We start from the raw sequence: 15,584 nt of genomic DNA, 5'->3' as shown, positions 1-15,584 counted from the left end.
CGCTATTCCGCGTTCTCCGCCGCCGCCGCCGTGTTCTGGATACGGCCGAGCACCGAAGCCGGGTTGCCGTTCCTCTCGACGGTCTTGCCGATGTCCTTCTTGATGTCGGCGGAGACCTGCGCCCAGGACGTCTTGCCCACCGGGTAGAGCTGCGAGGTCGGCAGCTCCTTGAGGAACTGGCCGAGCTCGCTGTCGCCACGCTCCGCGGCCATCGTGTCGGACGCCGAGGTCGTCACGGGCAGGATGTCGTACTCGTTGGAGAAGTCGAGCACGTTCTTCTTGCTGTACACGTAGTCGAGGAACTTGCCGGCCTCCTCGCGGTGGCCGTTCTGCTTGAACGCCATCATCCAGTCGGCGACGCCCATCGTGGCCTGCGCCTTGCCGTTGATGCCGGGCGCCGGCACCATGCCGAACTTCACGCCCTTCTTGGCGGCCATCTTCATCAGCGTGGGGTGGCCGTTGAGCATGCCGACCTCGCCGTTCGCGAACGCCGCGAAGGCCTCGGCGCGGTTCAGCTTCCCGGGCGCCTTCGGGCCGGTCAGGCCCTTGCCGACGAGCTCGTCCCGCAGCCAGGCGAACGTCTTGGTGTTCTGGGCGGAGTCGATGCTGTAGGAGCTGACGTTGTCGGTGTAGCCGCCGCCGCCGCTGAGCATCCACATCAGCGTCTCGGCGGGCGCCTCCTCGGGGCCGAGGGGCAGCGCGTACGGGATCTTCACGCCGCGCGACTTGAGGACCTTCGCGTCGGCCTGAAGCTCGCCCCAGGTCTCCGGCGGGGTGAGGTTCGCGTCCTTGAAGATCTTGGTGTTGTAGAACAACAGGCGCGTGGAGGAGGCGAACGGCATGCCGTACTGGGTGCGCTTGACCTCACCGGCGCGGGCGAGCGGGGTCAGGAAGTCGGCCTGGGTCGCGATGGAGAGGACCTCGTCGGCCTCGTACAGCTTGCCCTGGTCCGCGTAGTCGGCGTAGGCGCCGATCTGGGCGAGGTCGGGGGCCTCGTCCTTGGCGACCATCTCCTTGACCTCGCGGTCCACGTCGTTCCAGGAGTGGACGGTCACCTCGACCTTGATGCCGGGGTTCTTGGCCTCGAACCCCTTGATGACCTTGTCCCAGTACTTCTTCGAACTGTTCGCCGCGGAGTCGCCGTAGTCCGCCGCCACCAGCTTCAGGGTGACGTCGCCGGAGTCGCCCGGACCGCCGCAGCCGGCGAGCACGCCCGCCATGCCCAGTACGGCCACCGCCGCGGTCAGTCCTGTCACGCGCCGCTGCACAGCTGTCCCACCCTCATTGCTTCCACGCACGTGGGGCTTGCCACCCCATAGCTCTTGAACTGCGAGTTTCTCCCGCGTCCGGACACAAGGTCTACACCACCCGAGTATCACTTCTGCAACGGCGGCCACAAGGGCCCGGCGGGCGGCCCTGCGTTGCCGCGCGCGCCTCGCGGCTGCTATGCACGTCACGTTCGTGCAGAGCCGTACTCACGAGGAGCCTTGGCGCATGTCGCGTACCGCAGCAGAAATAGCCACACAGCCCGCCTGCTGGCAGCGGGCGGTGGAGGCGGCCGCCTCCTTCGAGAGCCTGCCGAAGCCGGGTGAGCGGGTCGCCGTCACCGGGTGCGGGACCTCGTGGTTCATGGCCATCGCGTACGCGGCGCTGCGGGAGGCCGCGGGGCAGGGCGAGACCGATGCCTTCGCCTCCTCGGAGTTCCCGGCCGGGCGGACGTACGACCGGGTGGTCGCGATCACCCGGTCCGGCACGACGACGGAGGTCCTGGAGCTCCTGGGGCGGCTCAAGGGCGCGGTGCCGACGGTCGCGCTGACCGCCGACCCGAAGACGCCGGTCATGGACGCGGCGGACGCGGTGGCCGTCCTGGACTGGGCGGACGAGGAGTCGGTCGTGCAGACCCGCTTCGCGACGACCGCGCTGGCGTTCCTGCGGGCCGGGCTCGGGGACGTCCCGGGCGTGAAATCGGTGGCCGAAGCCGCCGTCGACGCCGAACTCGCGGTCTCGGAGCCGCTGCCCGCCTCCGTGGTCGGGGCGGAGCAGTGGACGTTCCTCGGGCGCGGCTGGACGTACGGGCTCGCTCTGGAGGCGGCGCTGAAGATGCGGGAGGCGGCGGGTGCCTGGACGGAGTCCTACCCGGCCATGGAGTACCGGCACGGGCCGATCTCCATCACCGGGCCCGGCCGGGTGACCTGGATGTTCGGCGCGCTGCCGGAGGGTCTCGCGGGGGATGTCGCCCGGGTCGGCGGCGATCTCGTCGCCCGCCAGGAGGCGGACCCGCTGGCCGACCTGATCCGCGCGCAGCGGCTCGCGGTCGCCCTCGCGGAGGCGCGCGGCCTCGACCCGGACCGCCCCCGCAATCTCACGCGGAGCGTGATCCTCGACTGATATGGGCGGGCGGGGGCGCCTCGGGGATTCAAGGCCGCCGCTTCGCGGCGGACCTCTCCCCCCACCCGCCCATTACCCCGGAGCGGACCCCCGCCGTAGGAGCGGAACGGCGGGGCCTTCCAAGGGCCGCCGAGGATCCGAGAAAGCGATTACCGCGAGTGGACTAGACCTTTCATGGGGTGACGCGCGAGACTGGGGGGCGTGAGACACGTCATCGCCCTCGATGTGGGCGGCACCGGAATGAAGGCCGCCCTGGTAGGGGCGGACGGCACCCTGCTGTACGAGGCGCGCCGTCCGACGGGCCGCGAGCGCGGGGCCGAGGCCGTCGTGGAGACCATCCTCGGCTTCGCCGAGGATCTGCGCGCCCACGGCATCGCCCACTACGGAGAACCGGCCGCGGCGGCGGGCGTAGCCGTACCCGGCATCGTCGACGCGGACCGCGGCTTCGCCGTGTACGCGGCCAACCTCGGCTGGGCCGACGTCCCCCTGCGGGGCCTCCTCAGCGACCGCCTGGCAGGCGTCCCCGTGGCCCTGGGCCACGACGTCCGCGCAGGCGGCCTCGCCGAGGGCCGCATCGGCGCGGGCCGGACCGCCGAGCGCTTCCTCTTCGTCCCGCTCGGCACGGGCATCGCGGGCGCCATCGGCATCGGCGGCGCCATCGAGCCCGGCGCCCACGGCTCGGCCGGGGAGATCGGCCACATCGTCGTACGCCCCGGCGGCCCGCCCTGCGGCTGCGGCCAGCGCGGCTGCCTGGAGCGCCTGGCGTCCGCGTCCGCGGTCAGCAAGGCCTGGGCCGAGGCCAGCGGCGACCCCGAGGCGGACGCCGCGGACTGCGCCAAGGCCGTGGAGTCCGGCGACCCGCGCGCCCTGGAGGTCTGGCGCACCGCCATCGACGCCCTGGCCGACGGGCTGCTCACCGCCGTCACCCTGCTGGACCCGGACACGCTGATCATCGGTGGCGGTCTCGCCGAAGCGGGGGAAACGTTGTTCACGCCGCTGCGGGCCGCCGTCACGGAACGCGTCGTGCGGTTCCAGACGCTGCCGGACATCGTCCCCGCGGCCCTCGGCGACACCGCGGGCTGCCTGGGCGCGGGCCTCCTCGCCTGGGACCTCCTCGACAACCCGAAGCCCGATCCCACGAATCCCGACCCCGCGGAGGTAACCGCCTGATGGCCGCCAGCAAGGTTCTCACCGGTGCCCGAGTGGTACTGCCGACCGGGACGGTCACCGCCGGCCGCGTCATCGTCGACGGCACGCGCGTCGCGGGCAGCGCCCCCGGGTCCGCCGAGACCGTCGACCTCTCCGGCCACTGGCTGGTCCCCGGCTTCGTGGACATCCACAACCACGGCGGCGGCGGGGCCTCCTTCACCTCCGGCACCGTCGAGGACGTCCTCAAGGGCGTCCACACGCACCGGCTGCACGGCACGACCACGATCGTCGCGTCGACCGTCACCGGTGAGATGGACTTCCTCGCCCAGCGCGCCGGACTGCTCAGCGAACTGGCCGAGCAGGGCGACATCGCCGGCGTCCACTTCGAGGGTCCTTTCATCTCGCCGTGCCGCAAGGGCGCCCACAGCGAGGCGCTCCTGCGCGACCCCGACCCCGCGGACGTCCGCAAGCTGATCGACGCCGCCCGCGGCCACGCCAAGATGCTCACCCTCGCCACCGAGCTGCCGGGCGGCCTCGACTCCGTACGGCTGCTCGCCGAGCACGGCGTCATCGCGGCCGTCGGCCACACGGACGCCACGTACGAGCAGACGGTGGCGGCGATCGACGCCGGTGCCACCGTCGCCACGCACCTCTACAACGCCATGCCGGGCCTCGGCCACCGCGCCCCCGGGCCGATCGCCGCCCTCCTGGAGGACGAGCGGGTCACCGTCGAGCTGATCAACGACGGCACGCATCTGCACCCGGCCGCCCTGGAGCTGGCCTTCCACCGCGCGGGCGCGGACCGCGTCGCCTTCATCACCGACGCGATGGACGCGGCGGGCTTCGGCGACGGCCGGTACATGCTCGGCCCGCTGGAGGTCGAGGTGAGGGACAGCGTGGCGCGGCTCGTCGAGGGCGGCTCCATCGCGGGTTCCACACTGACCCAGGACCGCGCCTTCAAGCGCTCGGTGACCGTCGACGGGCTGTCCGTCGAGGACACCGTCCGCGCCCTCTCCGTCAACCCCGCCAAGCTCCTCGGGATGTACGACACGGTCGGCTCCCTGGAGCCCGGCAAGGACGCCGACCTGGTGGTCCTCGACGCGGAGTTCGACCTCAAGGGCGTCATGCGCAAGGGCGAGTGGGTGGTTGCCCCCCATTAGGTCCGCCTCCCCCGCATGAGGTCCGGCCCCCCGCGCCTCTGGGCCAACCGCCTTCTGTTTGGCATGATCAGAGCCGTAGCGGGGTGCGCCGGCAAGCGCGCTCCCCAGGGCACGGGGACGACTTCGGGGGTGGTGACGCGGGTGATCCTCACCGTCACGCTCAACACCGCTCTCGACCTCACCTACCGCGTGCCCGCCCTCACCCCGCACGCCTCGCACCGCGTGACCGGCGTGACCGAGCGCCCCGGCGGCAAGGGCCTCAACGTCGCCCGCGTCCTCGCCGCCCTCGGCCACGACGTGACCGTCACCGGCTTCGCGGGCGGCGACACCGGACGCGCCCTGCGCGAGCACCTGGCCGCCGGCGGGCCCCGCGTCACCGACGCGCTCGCGGAGGTCGCGGGGACCACCCGCCGCACCCTCGCCGTGGTCGACGCCGCGAGCGGCGACACCACCCAGTTCAACGAGCCGGGCCCCGCGATCACCCCCGCCGAGTGGACCGCCTTCCTCGGCGCGTACGAGGAGCTGCTCCGCGCCCCCGGGACCCGTGCCGTCGCGCTCTGCGGCAGCCTGCCGCCCGGCGTGCCCGTGGGGGCGTACGCACTTCTCGTACGCGCCGCACGCGCCGCACGCGTGCCGGTCCTGCTCGACACCAGCGGGGAGCCGCTGCGCCGGGGCGTCGCCGCCCGCCCCGACATCGTCAAGCCCAACGCCGACGAGCTGGCCGAGCTGACCGGCTCCCACGAACCCCGGCAGGCCACCCGCGACGCCCGCCGCAGGGGCGCGCACAGCGTGGTCGCCTCCCTGGGCGCCGACGGCGTCCTCGCCGTCACGCCCGAGGGCACCTGGCAGGCCCGGCCCCCGGCCATGGTCCGCGGCAACCCCACGGGAGCGGGCGACTCGGCGGTCGCCGGGCTGCTCTCCGGCCTCGCCGAGGGGCTGCCGTGGCCGGAGCGCCTGGCCCGCGCCGTCGCCCTCTCGGCGGCGACCGTGGCCGCCCCGGTGGCGGGCGAGTACGACGTGCCCACCTACGACGACCTGCTGCCGCGCGTCACGGTGACCGACCGGACCGCGGCGTGAACGGACCCGTGTAACACCGCGCAACGGGGCACCGCGCCCTGGGAACTGGGGAGCACCGTGCCACTGGTCAGCACCGGCGATCTCGTCACGGAGGCCCGCGCCGCGGGTCACGGCGTCGCCGCGTTCAACGTCATCACCCTGGAGCACGCCGAGGCGATCGCCCTCGGCGCGGAGCGCGCCGGGGTCCCCGCGGTCCTCCAGATCTCCGAGAACGCCGTGAAGTTCCACGGCGGCCGCCTGTCGGCCGTCGCGGCGGCGACGGCGGCGGTGGCCCGCACCTCCTCGGCCCGCCTCTCGCTCCACCTCGACCACGTCATGGACGTCGAGCTGCTGCGGGCGGCCCACCCGGAGGGCTTCAGCTCCGTCATGTTCGACGCCTCGAAGCTGCCGTACGAGGAGAACGTGCGGGCCACGGCCGACGCGGTGCGCTGGGGCCACGAGCGGGGCATCTGGATCGAGGCGGAGCTCGGGACGGTGGGCGGCAAGGAGGGCGAGGCCCCGCTGGACGCGCACGCGCCCGGGGTGCGCACCGACCCGGCACAGGCCGCGGCGTACGTGGCGGACACCGGCGTCGACGCGCTCGCGGTGGCGGTCGGCTCCTCGCACGCGATGACGGAGCGCACGGCGGCCCTGGACCACGCCCTGATCGCGTCCCTGGCGGCGGCCGTCCCCGTCCCGCTGGTCCTGCACGGCTCCAGCGGTGTGCCGGACGACGAGATCCGCCGGGCCGTCGCGTCCGGCATGGTGAAGATAAACGTGGGCACGGCCCTGAACACGGCGTTCACCGGCGAGGTCCGCGCCTACCTGGCGGCGGACGCCAAGGCCGTCGACCCCCGCAAATACCTCGTCCCGGCCCGTGAGGCGATGGCCGGGACGGTGGCGGACTTCCTGGGACTGCTGCGGTGATCTCCTGGGTCCAGGGCTAGCCCTCAGCCCTGGTCAGCCCTGGTCGCCCCTGACGAGCCACATCTGGTCGATGTTCGCGCCGACCGACCCGCAGAGGTTGCTCTGGTCACAGGTGAGCGTGACGGTGTTGGTGCCCTTGGTGAGCTGCACCACGGACCAGGTGTTCGTCCAGCCCTTCTCCCAGTCGCCTTCCTTGGCGCCGGAGAAGTTCTTCATGTTGAGCGGACGGGTCTGCTTCTTGCCGTTGACGAGGATCGAGGCGTTGGAGTCCTTGCCGGGGACGCCGTAGTTCACGCGCAGGCTGTACGCGCCGGGCTTGTCGATGCCGTCGACCGTCCACGTCACCTGGGCGCCGACCTTGTCGAAGCCCGCGACGTACACGCCGCCGGCGGCCTTCGCGCCGTCGATGTCGGACGCCGTGCTCGTGCCGCCCTCCAGCTTCAGGGCCTTCGCGTCCGTCTTCGGCAGCTCGACGTCCTTCTGGGGCTTCTTCGTCGGCTTCTCGCTCGGCTCGACGGTCTGGGCCTGCGACGGCTTGCCGCCCGCTTCCCCGCCGTCGTCGCTCTTGTCCCCGTCACCGCCGAAGAGCAGGGCGGCGCCGATCCCGATGGCGACGACGCCGACCACCGCTATCGCCGCGATGAGCAGCCCCTTGCTGTTCGGGCCGCGGCCCCGGCCCGAGGGCGCGTGCTGCGGGTTCGCGACGGGGGCGCCGCCGGGCTGCGCCTCGGGCGCGGTGTAGTGGGCGTTCGGCCGGCCGTAGGGCTGCTGGGGCTGCTGCGGGGCCTGCTGGCCGTACGCCTGCTGTCCGTTCGCCTGCTGCCCGTACGTCTGCTGTCCATAGGCGGGGCGGCGGTCGCCGACCGCTCTGACGTGGTTGTACGAGGAGCGCGGGCCCGGGTACCCATAACCGCCCCCGCCGTTGGGTGGGGTCGCTCCGGCTGCCTGTCCGTCCTCATACAGGTAGCCGAACGGATCGTCGTCGCCCTGCGGCGCGCTCGGCGTGTTCTCGCCGTTATTGCCGGGCGTCATTCCCAGGTCACTCCCTCATATCGCTGACGCGGGGAGCCTACCCGCTCCACGTGGGGCCAAGGGGTGGCGTTGACCTCATCGAGACCGCTAGCCGGCCCGCCTGTGCTGCTTGGCACGTGAGCGTTTCTCCACGTACATCCGCTGGTCAGCCGAGTGCAACACTTCGTCGGCCGACATCCCGCAGTGTGCCCATCCGATGCCGAAACTCGCCCCCACCCGGACCGCCCGCCCGTCGACGCGGATCGGCGGGATGATCGCGTTCCGCAGCCGCACGGCGAGGTCCTGGGCGTCGGCGCGGCCGAGGCCGTCCGCGAGGACGACGAACTCGTCACCGCCGAGCCGCGCGACCGTGTCCCCGTCCCGCACGCCGCTGGTGAGGCGCCTGGCGACCTCTATGAGGACGGCGTCGCCGGTGTGGTGCCCGAAGCGGTCGTTGATCGACTTGAAGCCGTCGAGGTCGCAGAAGAGGACCGCGAGGCCCTTGGTGCCGTCGTCCACGTCCCCCTCGCCCTCGGGGGCGACGGTGTGGACGTGGCGGTCGAAGCCGTCGTCCGGCTGGCGCGAGGCGGGCCCGAAGTCGAAGCCGTGCTCGTAGGCGGCGTCGAGGGAGTCCACGGCGCTCGGCTGCCCCGCGTGGGGCCTGCGACAGAGCCGGGCGCCGAGCCTGGCCCGCAGCTCGGCGGAGTTCGGCAGGCCGGTCAGCGAGTCATGGCTGGCCCGGTGCGCCAACTGGAGCTCGCGCCGCTTGCGCTCCTCGATGTCCTCGACGTGCGTGAGCAGGAAGCGGGGCCCGTCGGCGGCGTCGGCGACCACGCTGTTGCGCAGGCTGACCCAGACGTACGTGCCGTCGCGCCGCGCGAGCCGCAGCTCGGCCCGGCCGCCCTCGGCGGAGGTGCGAAGGAGGGTGCCGATGTCCTCGGGGTGGACCAGGTCGGAGAAGGAGTACCGGCGCATGGCGGACGCGGGGCGGCCGAGGAGGCGGCAGAGCGCGTCGTTCGTGCGCAGGATGCGGCCGTGCTGGTCCCCGCCCATCTCCGCGATGGCCATGCCGGAAGGCGCGTACTCGAAGGCCTGCCGGAAGGATTCCTCGCTGGCCCGCAGCGCCTGCTGCTCCCGCTCCAGGCGGACGAGGGCGCGCTGCATGTTGGCCCGCAGCCGGGCGTTGCTGATCGCGATGGCGGCCTGGAAGGCGTACATCTGAAGGGCCTCGCGGCCCCAGGCGCCGGGCCTGCGGCCGTTGCGCGGCCGGTCCACGGAGATCACGCCGAGCAGCTCGCCGCCGGCGCCGGACGCGTACATGGGGGCGAAGAGGCGGTCCGCCGGGTGCCACTCGTCCTCGAAGCGCGGCTCGGGGCCCTCGGTGTACCACTGCGGGACGTCGTCGTCGTCGAGGACCCAGCCCTCGGTGAACGAGATGAAGCGCAGGGCGCCCCAGGACTCGCCCATCGCAAGGCGGCGCTCCCAGGCGTCGCGGGAACCCACGCGGCCGGTGATGAGCGCCTCGGCGGAGGAGTTGCCGGCGAAGGCGGCGACGACGAGGTCACCGTCCGGGCGCACGAGATTGACGCACGCCAGCTCATAGCCAAGGCCGTTGACGACGCCGTCGGCGACCGTTTGCAGCGTGTCAGCCAGGCTCCGGGCCGTGTTCAGCTCCGCAACCACCTGATGCAGCTGCCGCAGGGTCGCAAGACGGACGTACGGCTCCGACTCGGTCTCCATGCTCGTTCTCCCCGAGACCTCGACAGCAACTCCAGGATGCGCAGCGCCCGCAGTGTCTTCTTCTGCTTCCGTGCCCGTGTGATCTGTGCCCGTGCGTTCCGTGCCCTTGTGTTCTGTGCCCTTGTGCCCTCAGTGTCTTATTGCCACCGTCACTGAATCACAGCGAGCTGCTCACTCGGTACACAGGGTCAACAAAATATGGGTCCTGTGACTCAAGTCACAGGTGAGGCACTGCCGTTGGTCCAGACCCTCCAGGATCCGCGGCGTCCGGCGGCACTGCGTGCCACCTCCGGGTTTCCCGCTTCCGCGGGGTCCCCCGAGCCCACGCGTGGCCCGTCTCGGCCCTCGGTCCTAGGACCGGTCTCGGCCCAGGGCCCGATGTGGCCGCGGAGCCGCCCGGGCTAGCGTCGGCACCGTGGCTCACGTACTGAAGACTCCCCCCGCCCCGTCCACCCCGCGCCACCCGTCACAGGATGGGCATGCTGAGGGGGTGAGCAACGACGAGTTCCGCGCGGTGATGTCCCGCCTGGCCGCCGGCGTCGTCCTGGTGACGGCGCGCGAGCCGGGCCTGGACCCGGACGACCCGAGCGCCCCGGCGGGCGAGGACGTCGGCATGACCGCGACGTCCTTCCTCTCCGTCTCGCTGGACCCGCCCCTGGTCCTGGTGAGCCTGCGCGAGGGCTCCCGGATGGACGACCTGCTGGCCGAGCAGCCGACATGGGCGGTCTCGGTGCTCGCCGAGAGCCAGCGCCACATCGCGGGCCGCTTCGCCATGAAGGGCCGGATCAGCGACCGCCTGCTCTTCGAGGACATCCCCTGCGTACGGGGCGAGAGGTCCGGCGCCCCGCTGGTCGACGGCGCGCTGGCGGCGCTGGAGTGCCGCACGGAGCAGACGGTACGGGCCGGTGACCACACGCTGGTGATCGGCCGGGTCCTCACGGCGTCCGTGCCGAACGGCGACGGCGCGCCACTGGCCTACTTCCGGGGCCGCTACCGACAGCTCGGCTAGAGCCTGCCCCTGCCCCCTGCAACTTGCCCCTGTCCCTACCCCTGCCCCTTCAGCCCCAGCCCTGACCCGACCGGCCGCGCTTGGTCTCGCTGCGCTGCTTCTTGTTGCGCAGCCTGCGTTCGTTGATGCCGCGCGGGATCTTCGTGGCGCGGCGCGGCTTCGGCGGCGGGGCGGTGGCCTCGGCGAGCAGGGAGACGAGGCGGGTGACGGCCATCTCCCTGTTGCGCCACTGGGAGCGGTGCTCGCTCGCCCGTACGCCGATGACACCGCCGACGAGCCGGGATTCGAGCCGCTCGATGGCCCGCTCCTTCCAGACGTCGGGCAGCGCGTCGGTGTTCGCGAGGTCGAACCGCAGCTCGACCTGGGAGTCACTGGTGTTGACGTGCTGGCCGCCCGGACCGGAGGACCGCGAGAAACGCCACATGAGCTCGGCCTCCGGCAGGGAGACCGAACCGCGGATACGGAGCTTGTCCGGGGAGAGACCCCCGGACCCCCTGCTGAGACCGGACATGACCCCATGGTCCCGCGTCTGTCGGGCTCACGTCACGCTCTTTTTCCGGGGACGCCCCCGGCGCTCCCGGATCACCGGGTAAAGAAAGTAAAGGGAACTGGAACCTGGGGACGCTGGACGTCGTTGGTACCGGTGACGGTAGCTTCGTCCCCAGTACGAAGCGCCGGAGTGCACCGTGCGCACACAAACGAGGGAAGGACTCCCAAACAATGGCAGTAAGCCTGTCCAAGGGTGGCAACGTCTCGCTGACCAAGGAGGCTCCGGGCCTGACCGCCATCACCGTGGGCCTCGGCTGGGACGTCCGTACCACCACCGGCACCGACTTCGACCTGGACGCCTCCGCGATCGCGGTGAACCCGCAGGGCAAGGTCTTCTCGGACCAGCACTTCATCTTCTTCAACAACAAGGCGACGCCGGACCAGACCATCGTCCACACCGGTGACAACGTCACCGGCCAGGGCGAGGGCGACGACGAGCAGATCACCGTCAACCTCGCGGGTCTGCCGGCCGACATCGAGAAGATCGTCTTCCCGGTCTCCATCTACGACGCCGAGAACCGCTCGCAGAACTTCGGCCAGGTCCGCAACGCGTTCATCCGCATCGTGAACCAGGCGGGCGGCACCGAGATCGCGCGCTACGACCTCTCCGAGGACGCCGCCACCGAGACCGCCATGGTCTTCGGCGAGCTGTACCGCAACGGCGCGGAGTGGAAGTTCCGCGCCGTCGGCCAGGGCTACGCCTCGGGCCTGGTCGGCATCGCCCAGGACTTCGGCGTGAACGTCTGAGTCCCCGCGACGCCTGACCGAGGCCGACGAGACCGATAGCGCCGCCGGTCGGCGAAGCACTCAAAAGTCCCACCGACACGCCGTTCACAGCGGCGTGTCGGTGGGACTTTTTTGCGGCCCCAGCCACCCCACACCGAACCCACCGCCCCCGTCCCCGCCCCCTACCCCCTACCGCCCACCCCCGGGAGTCCCCGTGATCAACGTCGCCGTCTATCTCGCCCACCCCCGGCCCGGCAGCTTCAACCACGCGCTGGCCGACGCCGTGGCCGGTGAGCTGAGCGCCCGCGGCTGCCGGGTCGTCACGCACGACCTGTACGCCGAGGGATTCGACCCCTTCCTCACCGCCGACGAGACGGGCACGGTGGACGCCGCCGCCCCGGAGCCGGCCGACTCCCCCCTCGCCGCGCACCGCGCCGAGCTGGCCGAACAGGACGCCCTGGTCTTCGTCCACCCCAACTGGTGGGGCATGCCCCCGGCGATCCTCACGGGCTGGGTCCAGCGGGTCCTCGCCCCGGGCGTCGCGTACAAGCTCGCCACGGCGGACGGCGAACCGGCCGGGCTGCTCAAGGCCGGCCGCGCCCTGGTCCTGAACACCTCCGACACCCCGGCCGACCGCGAGGCCACCGAGTTCGGCGATCCCCTGGAGCGCGTGTGGGCGTCCTGCGTCCTGCCGTACGTGGGCGTGCCGGACGTACGCAGAACGGTGTTCCGCACGGTGACGGACTCGACGCCGCGGCAGCGCGAGGCCTGGCTGACCGAGGCGCGCGCAGAGGCCGCGGCCCTGATCCGGCCGATCCGCCCCGCTAGCGGAAAAGTGGACTAGTATGGATACTGAACTAGTGGGCCGGGCCGACTGGTCGGGTCGGGTGAGGGAAGGGAGCGTCCCGTGGGTGTCGTGAACGGTTCCTGGGTGCGCGCCGCGCTGCCCCTGTGCCTGCTCGGAATCCTCGACGGCGAGCCGCAGAGCTATGGATACGCACTGCTCAGCAGGCTCGCCGACGCGGGGCTCACGGGCGTGAAGGCCGCGACCCTCTACCCCGCCCTCACCCGCCTCGAAGAGGAGGGCGCCGTCGAGGTCGAGTGGGGCGCCGGCGAGGGCGGGCCCGGACGGAAGTACTACCGGATCACCGAGGAGGGGCGAGCGAGGCTGCGGCGTGACCAGGCCGCATGGGGTGACTTCACCCGGACCGTCGACTCGCTCCTCACAGAGGGGGACGCATGAACAAGACGCGGGGCGAGAGCCTCAGCTGGGCCAGGGAAGAGGACGAGGACTGGGCCGCGACGTTCGAGCTGCGGCTCGTGCTGCGGCACGACGCGCCCGCCGGGCTCGCCGACGAGGTGCTCGCCGAGGCCCACGAGATCGTGGGCGAGGCGGGGCGGCCCGCGCTGGAGGTCCTCGGCGATCCGGAGGCGTACGCGGAGACCGTCGCCGCCGAGCGCATCGGCGAGGCACACCGGGCCCGCGTCGACACGGGCGGCCTGACGCCGGGTGAGCGGATCGTCGCCGCCCAGGTGTCGCTCGGCTTCGTCGGCCTGGTCCTCTGCCTGCTCGACTGGGTCCAGGGCGGGCTCTGGATGGACGTGACCCCGTCCGCCGCGGCGGCCTTCGCGGCGGTCACGCTCACCGTGTCGTGCGCGGCCATCGCCGTGGTGGCCGGTGCGGCCGGGCGGGCGCGGGGCATGTGGGGTTTCGCGGCGGGGTCCTTCGTCGCCGTGGCCGGAGGCGGCGTGGTGGCGCTCGTGCTGCCCGACGAGCGGCTGTTCCGCGTGCCCTCGCCCGTGCTCGCCGTGGGCTGCGTGGCCGTCATGGCGGCGGCCCTGGCACTCCCGGAGGCCCGTATCGACCGGTGGTTCACCGCGCCGCCCCCGGCGGGCGACGACGAGGCGTGGCTGGCCCGCCTCGGCCGGCTCCTGCGCGGCCGGCACGCGATGCGGGCGGCCGAGGCGCGAGGCCACGTCGAGGAGGCACGGCAGCACCTGGCCGCCGCGCCGGAGGGCGAGCGGGCCGAGGACGCCTTCGGCGACGTGGAGGTGTACGCGCTGCGGCTGGCCGAAGGCCCCGCGAGGGCGGGCCGCCTGGCACGCAGGAAGCTGTACGGGACGGGTGCCGCGATCCTGGTGTTCACGGTGCTGCTGGTGGACGACCTGGCCGGCGACACCGACGGCTCACCGTTCTGGGCGGCTCTCTACGTCGGCGTCGTGGGCTTCCTGATGTGGACCTTCTGGACGGAGTGGCGCGAGATCCGGGGCGAGGGCCGGGGCGAGGGCCGGGGCGAGGGGCGGGGCGCGCCGCAACGCCCCGCGGACTGACCCCGGAGGCTGGGGCTGGGGCTGAGGCCGGGGCCGGGGCTGGTCAGGGCTGGTCGGGCCTGCCGTTCCCGTAGAGCCAGTCGCCCCAGATCCGGCCGACCCGCGCCCGGGCCTCGTCGCCGCCCGCGTGCTTCTCGACGTACTCGGTGAAGTCCCGCGTGCTCGCGTTGCCGTGGCGGTGCGTCTTGGCCCAGCCGCGCACGAGGTCGTGGAAGGTGCCGTCGCCCACCGCCCGGCGGATCTTGTGGATGACCATCGCGCCCCGCTCGTAGACGGGCGGGTCGGAGATGTGCGCGGCGCCGGGCGGCCTGGCGGGCGGGAAGGCCCAGATGGCCGCGTTGTCGGAGGCCTTCACGTAACGCGTGCCCGCGTAGAGCTGGTCGAAGACGTGCTGGGCGCTGTCGCCGCCGTGGTCCTCCGCGTAAAGCCACTCGGCGTACGTCGCGAAGCCCTCGTTGAGCCACATGTCGCGCCAGGACATCGGCGTCACGGAGTCGCCGAACCACTGGTGGGCCAGTTCGTGGACGAGGAGGCCGGTGGTGGGGGCGCCGGCGAAGACCGGGCGGGTCTGCGTCTCCAGGGCGTACCCCACGTCCTCCTCGCGGTCGACGACGGCGCCCGCGGCGGAGAAGGGATACGGACCGAAGCGGTCCTCGCCCCACTTCAGGATGTCCGGGATCTTCGCGAGGGCCTCGCGGCCCGCCTTGGCCTGCGTGGGGTCGACGGCCGTGACGACCGGCAGCCCCGTCTCGGTCGTCGAGGACCGCATCTCGTACTTCCCGACGGCCACGGTCGCCAGATAGCTCGCCATCGGTTCGGCGCTGTGCCAGACGAAGGTGGTACGGCCGTCTTTCTCCGACTCGCGGGTCAACTCACCGTTGGAGACGGCTTGGACCCCCTTCGGGACCGTGATCCGTATGTCGTACGAGGCCTTGTCGCTCGGGTGGTGGTTGCCGGGGAACCAGGCCATGGAGCCGGTCGGCTGGCCGAGCGCGAGCGCCCCGTCGGCGGTCCTCAGCCACCCCTCCTTGGAGCCGTCGGGGTCGGTGATGGTCTCGGGGGTGCCGGAGTAGCGGACGCTCGTGCGGAACGTCTTGCCCCTGGCCGGCCCGTCGTCCGGCCGGACCGTCAGCTCCTGGCCCGCGCGGTGGAAGCGGGCGGGCTCGCCCTCGACGGTGACGCCGGAGACGTCGAGTCCCCGCAGGTCGAGGTTGAAGGCGCTGAGGTTCTTGGTGGCGCGGGCGGTGATCTCGGCGGTGCCCGTGAGGTGCCGGGAGGCGGGATCGTAACGGAGGGACAGGTCGTAGTGCGTCACGTCGTAGCCGCTGTTCCCCAGCTCGGGGAAGTACGGGTCGCGGACCCCGTCACCGCCCGGGGTGCCGCCCGTACCCGTACCCCCACAGGCGCCGACGGCCGCGGTGGCGAGCAGAGCGGCGGCGCCCCGGACGAGGGCACGGGCGACGGCTCGGCCGGCGGCTCGGGGGACGGCTCGGGCGGCCGGGAGTCTTCGCGGGTCCACGCGATGATCTTATGCGGCA

15 protein-coding genes are annotated in these 15,584 nt (G+C 72.5%); 10 read left to right on the top strand and 5 right to left on the bottom strand.

Going from position 1 to position 15,584, the window contains the following annotated elements:
- Positions 1-2 precede the first annotated feature (2 nt).
- Positions 3-1,268, bottom strand: a complete 1,266-nt coding sequence (locus ACRAKF_RS21880) for an ABC transporter substrate-binding protein (RefSeq protein ID WP_447038972.1) — start codon at positions 1,266-1,268, stop codon at positions 3-5.
- A 226-nt stretch (positions 1,269-1,494) separates the two neighbouring features.
- On the opposite strand from ACRAKF_RS21880, the gene ACRAKF_RS21875 reads away from it, so the two are divergent.
- The 5 genes from ACRAKF_RS21875 (at position 1,495) to ACRAKF_RS21855 (ending at position 6,680) form a co-directional block, all read left to right on the top strand.
- Positions 1,495-2,388 carry an SIS domain-containing protein gene (locus ACRAKF_RS21875; RefSeq protein WP_447038971.1) on the top strand — a complete coding sequence of 298 codons (894 nt, stop codon included), beginning with the start codon at positions 1,495-1,497 and terminating at the stop codon, positions 2,386-2,388.
- A 201-nt stretch (positions 2,389-2,589) separates the two neighbouring features.
- Entirely contained in the window at positions 2,590-3,558 is a 969-nt protein-coding gene (locus ACRAKF_RS21870; protein WP_447038970.1) for an ROK family protein, read from the top strand.
- Entirely contained in the window at positions 3,558-4,697 is a 1,140-nt protein-coding gene (gene nagA, locus ACRAKF_RS21865; RefSeq protein ID WP_447038969.1) for an N-acetylglucosamine-6-phosphate deacetylase, read from the top strand. Before ACRAKF_RS21870 ends, nagA begins: the two co-directional genes overlap by 1 nt.
- Before the next feature lie 141 nt (positions 4,698-4,838).
- Positions 4,839-5,774 (top strand): 1-phosphofructokinase family hexose kinase, encoded by a 936-nt coding sequence (locus tag ACRAKF_RS21860; RefSeq protein WP_447042100.1) that lies wholly within the window; start codon positions 4,839-4,841, stop codon positions 5,772-5,774.
- 57 nt (positions 5,775-5,831) lie between these two features.
- On the top strand, positions 5,832-6,680 hold the full coding sequence (locus tag ACRAKF_RS21855; protein WP_447038967.1) for a class II fructose-bisphosphate aldolase: 849 nt from the start codon (positions 5,832-5,834) through the stop codon (positions 6,678-6,680).
- Positions 6,681-6,713: 33 nt separating this feature from the next.
- On the opposite strand, the gene ACRAKF_RS21850 is transcribed toward ACRAKF_RS21855, so the two are convergent.
- Complete coding sequence (locus tag ACRAKF_RS21850; protein ID WP_447038965.1) at positions 6,714-7,712, bottom strand: carbohydrate-binding protein; 999 nt, start codon at positions 7,710-7,712, stop codon at positions 6,714-6,716.
- Between the two features lie 87 nt (positions 7,713-7,799).
- A complete protein-coding gene (gene cdgB / locus ACRAKF_RS21845) occupies positions 7,800-9,431 on the bottom strand; it encodes a diguanylate cyclase CdgB (protein WP_447038964.1) in 1,632 nt (543 codons plus the stop codon).
- A gap of 427 nt (positions 9,432-9,858) precedes the next feature.
- On the opposite strand from cdgB, the gene ACRAKF_RS21840 reads away from it, so the two are divergent.
- Entirely contained in the window at positions 9,859-10,440 is a 582-nt protein-coding gene (locus ACRAKF_RS21840; protein WP_447042099.1) for a flavin reductase family protein, read from the top strand.
- A gap of 49 nt (positions 10,441-10,489) precedes the next feature.
- Here the strand turns inward: ACRAKF_RS21840 and arfB are convergent, their stop codons facing one another.
- Positions 10,490-10,951, bottom strand: coding sequence for an alternative ribosome rescue aminoacyl-tRNA hydrolase ArfB (gene arfB / locus ACRAKF_RS21835; RefSeq protein ID WP_447038963.1), 462 nt, complete (start codon positions 10,949-10,951; stop codon positions 10,490-10,492).
- Between the two features lie 209 nt (positions 10,952-11,160).
- Between arfB and ACRAKF_RS21830 the strand changes: the two genes are divergently transcribed.
- The 4 genes from ACRAKF_RS21830 (at position 11,161) to ACRAKF_RS21815 (ending at position 14,046) form a co-directional block, all read left to right on the top strand.
- The gene (locus ACRAKF_RS21830) at positions 11,161-11,736 is read left to right on the top strand and encodes a TerD family protein (protein WP_447038962.1); all 576 of its coding nucleotides are present in this window, start codon (positions 11,161-11,163) and stop codon (positions 11,734-11,736) included.
- Positions 11,737-11,929: 193 nt separating this feature from the next.
- Positions 11,930-12,559: an NAD(P)H-dependent oxidoreductase gene (locus ACRAKF_RS21825; protein ID WP_447038960.1), complete on the top strand. Its 630-nt coding sequence runs from the start codon at positions 11,930-11,932 to the stop codon at positions 12,557-12,559.
- A 63-nt stretch (positions 12,560-12,622) separates the two neighbouring features.
- Positions 12,623-12,958: a PadR family transcriptional regulator gene (locus ACRAKF_RS21820; protein ID WP_447038958.1), complete on the top strand. Its 336-nt coding sequence runs from the start codon at positions 12,623-12,625 to the stop codon at positions 12,956-12,958.
- Positions 12,955-14,046, top strand: coding sequence for a hypothetical protein (locus tag ACRAKF_RS21815; RefSeq protein WP_447038957.1), 1,092 nt, complete (start codon positions 12,955-12,957; stop codon positions 14,044-14,046). Before ACRAKF_RS21820 ends, ACRAKF_RS21815 begins: the two co-directional genes overlap by 4 nt.
- A 43-nt stretch (positions 14,047-14,089) precedes the next feature.
- On the opposite strand, the gene ACRAKF_RS21810 is transcribed toward ACRAKF_RS21815, so the two are convergent.
- Positions 14,090-15,565, bottom strand: coding sequence for a M1 family metallopeptidase (locus tag ACRAKF_RS21810; RefSeq protein WP_447038955.1), 1,476 nt, complete (start codon positions 15,563-15,565; stop codon positions 14,090-14,092).
- Positions 15,566-15,584: the final 19 nt, after the last annotated feature.

Source organism: Streptomyces sp. DSM 118878 (genome assembly GCF_052936595.1).
This window is presented reverse-complemented; position numbering and strand designations above follow the sequence as displayed.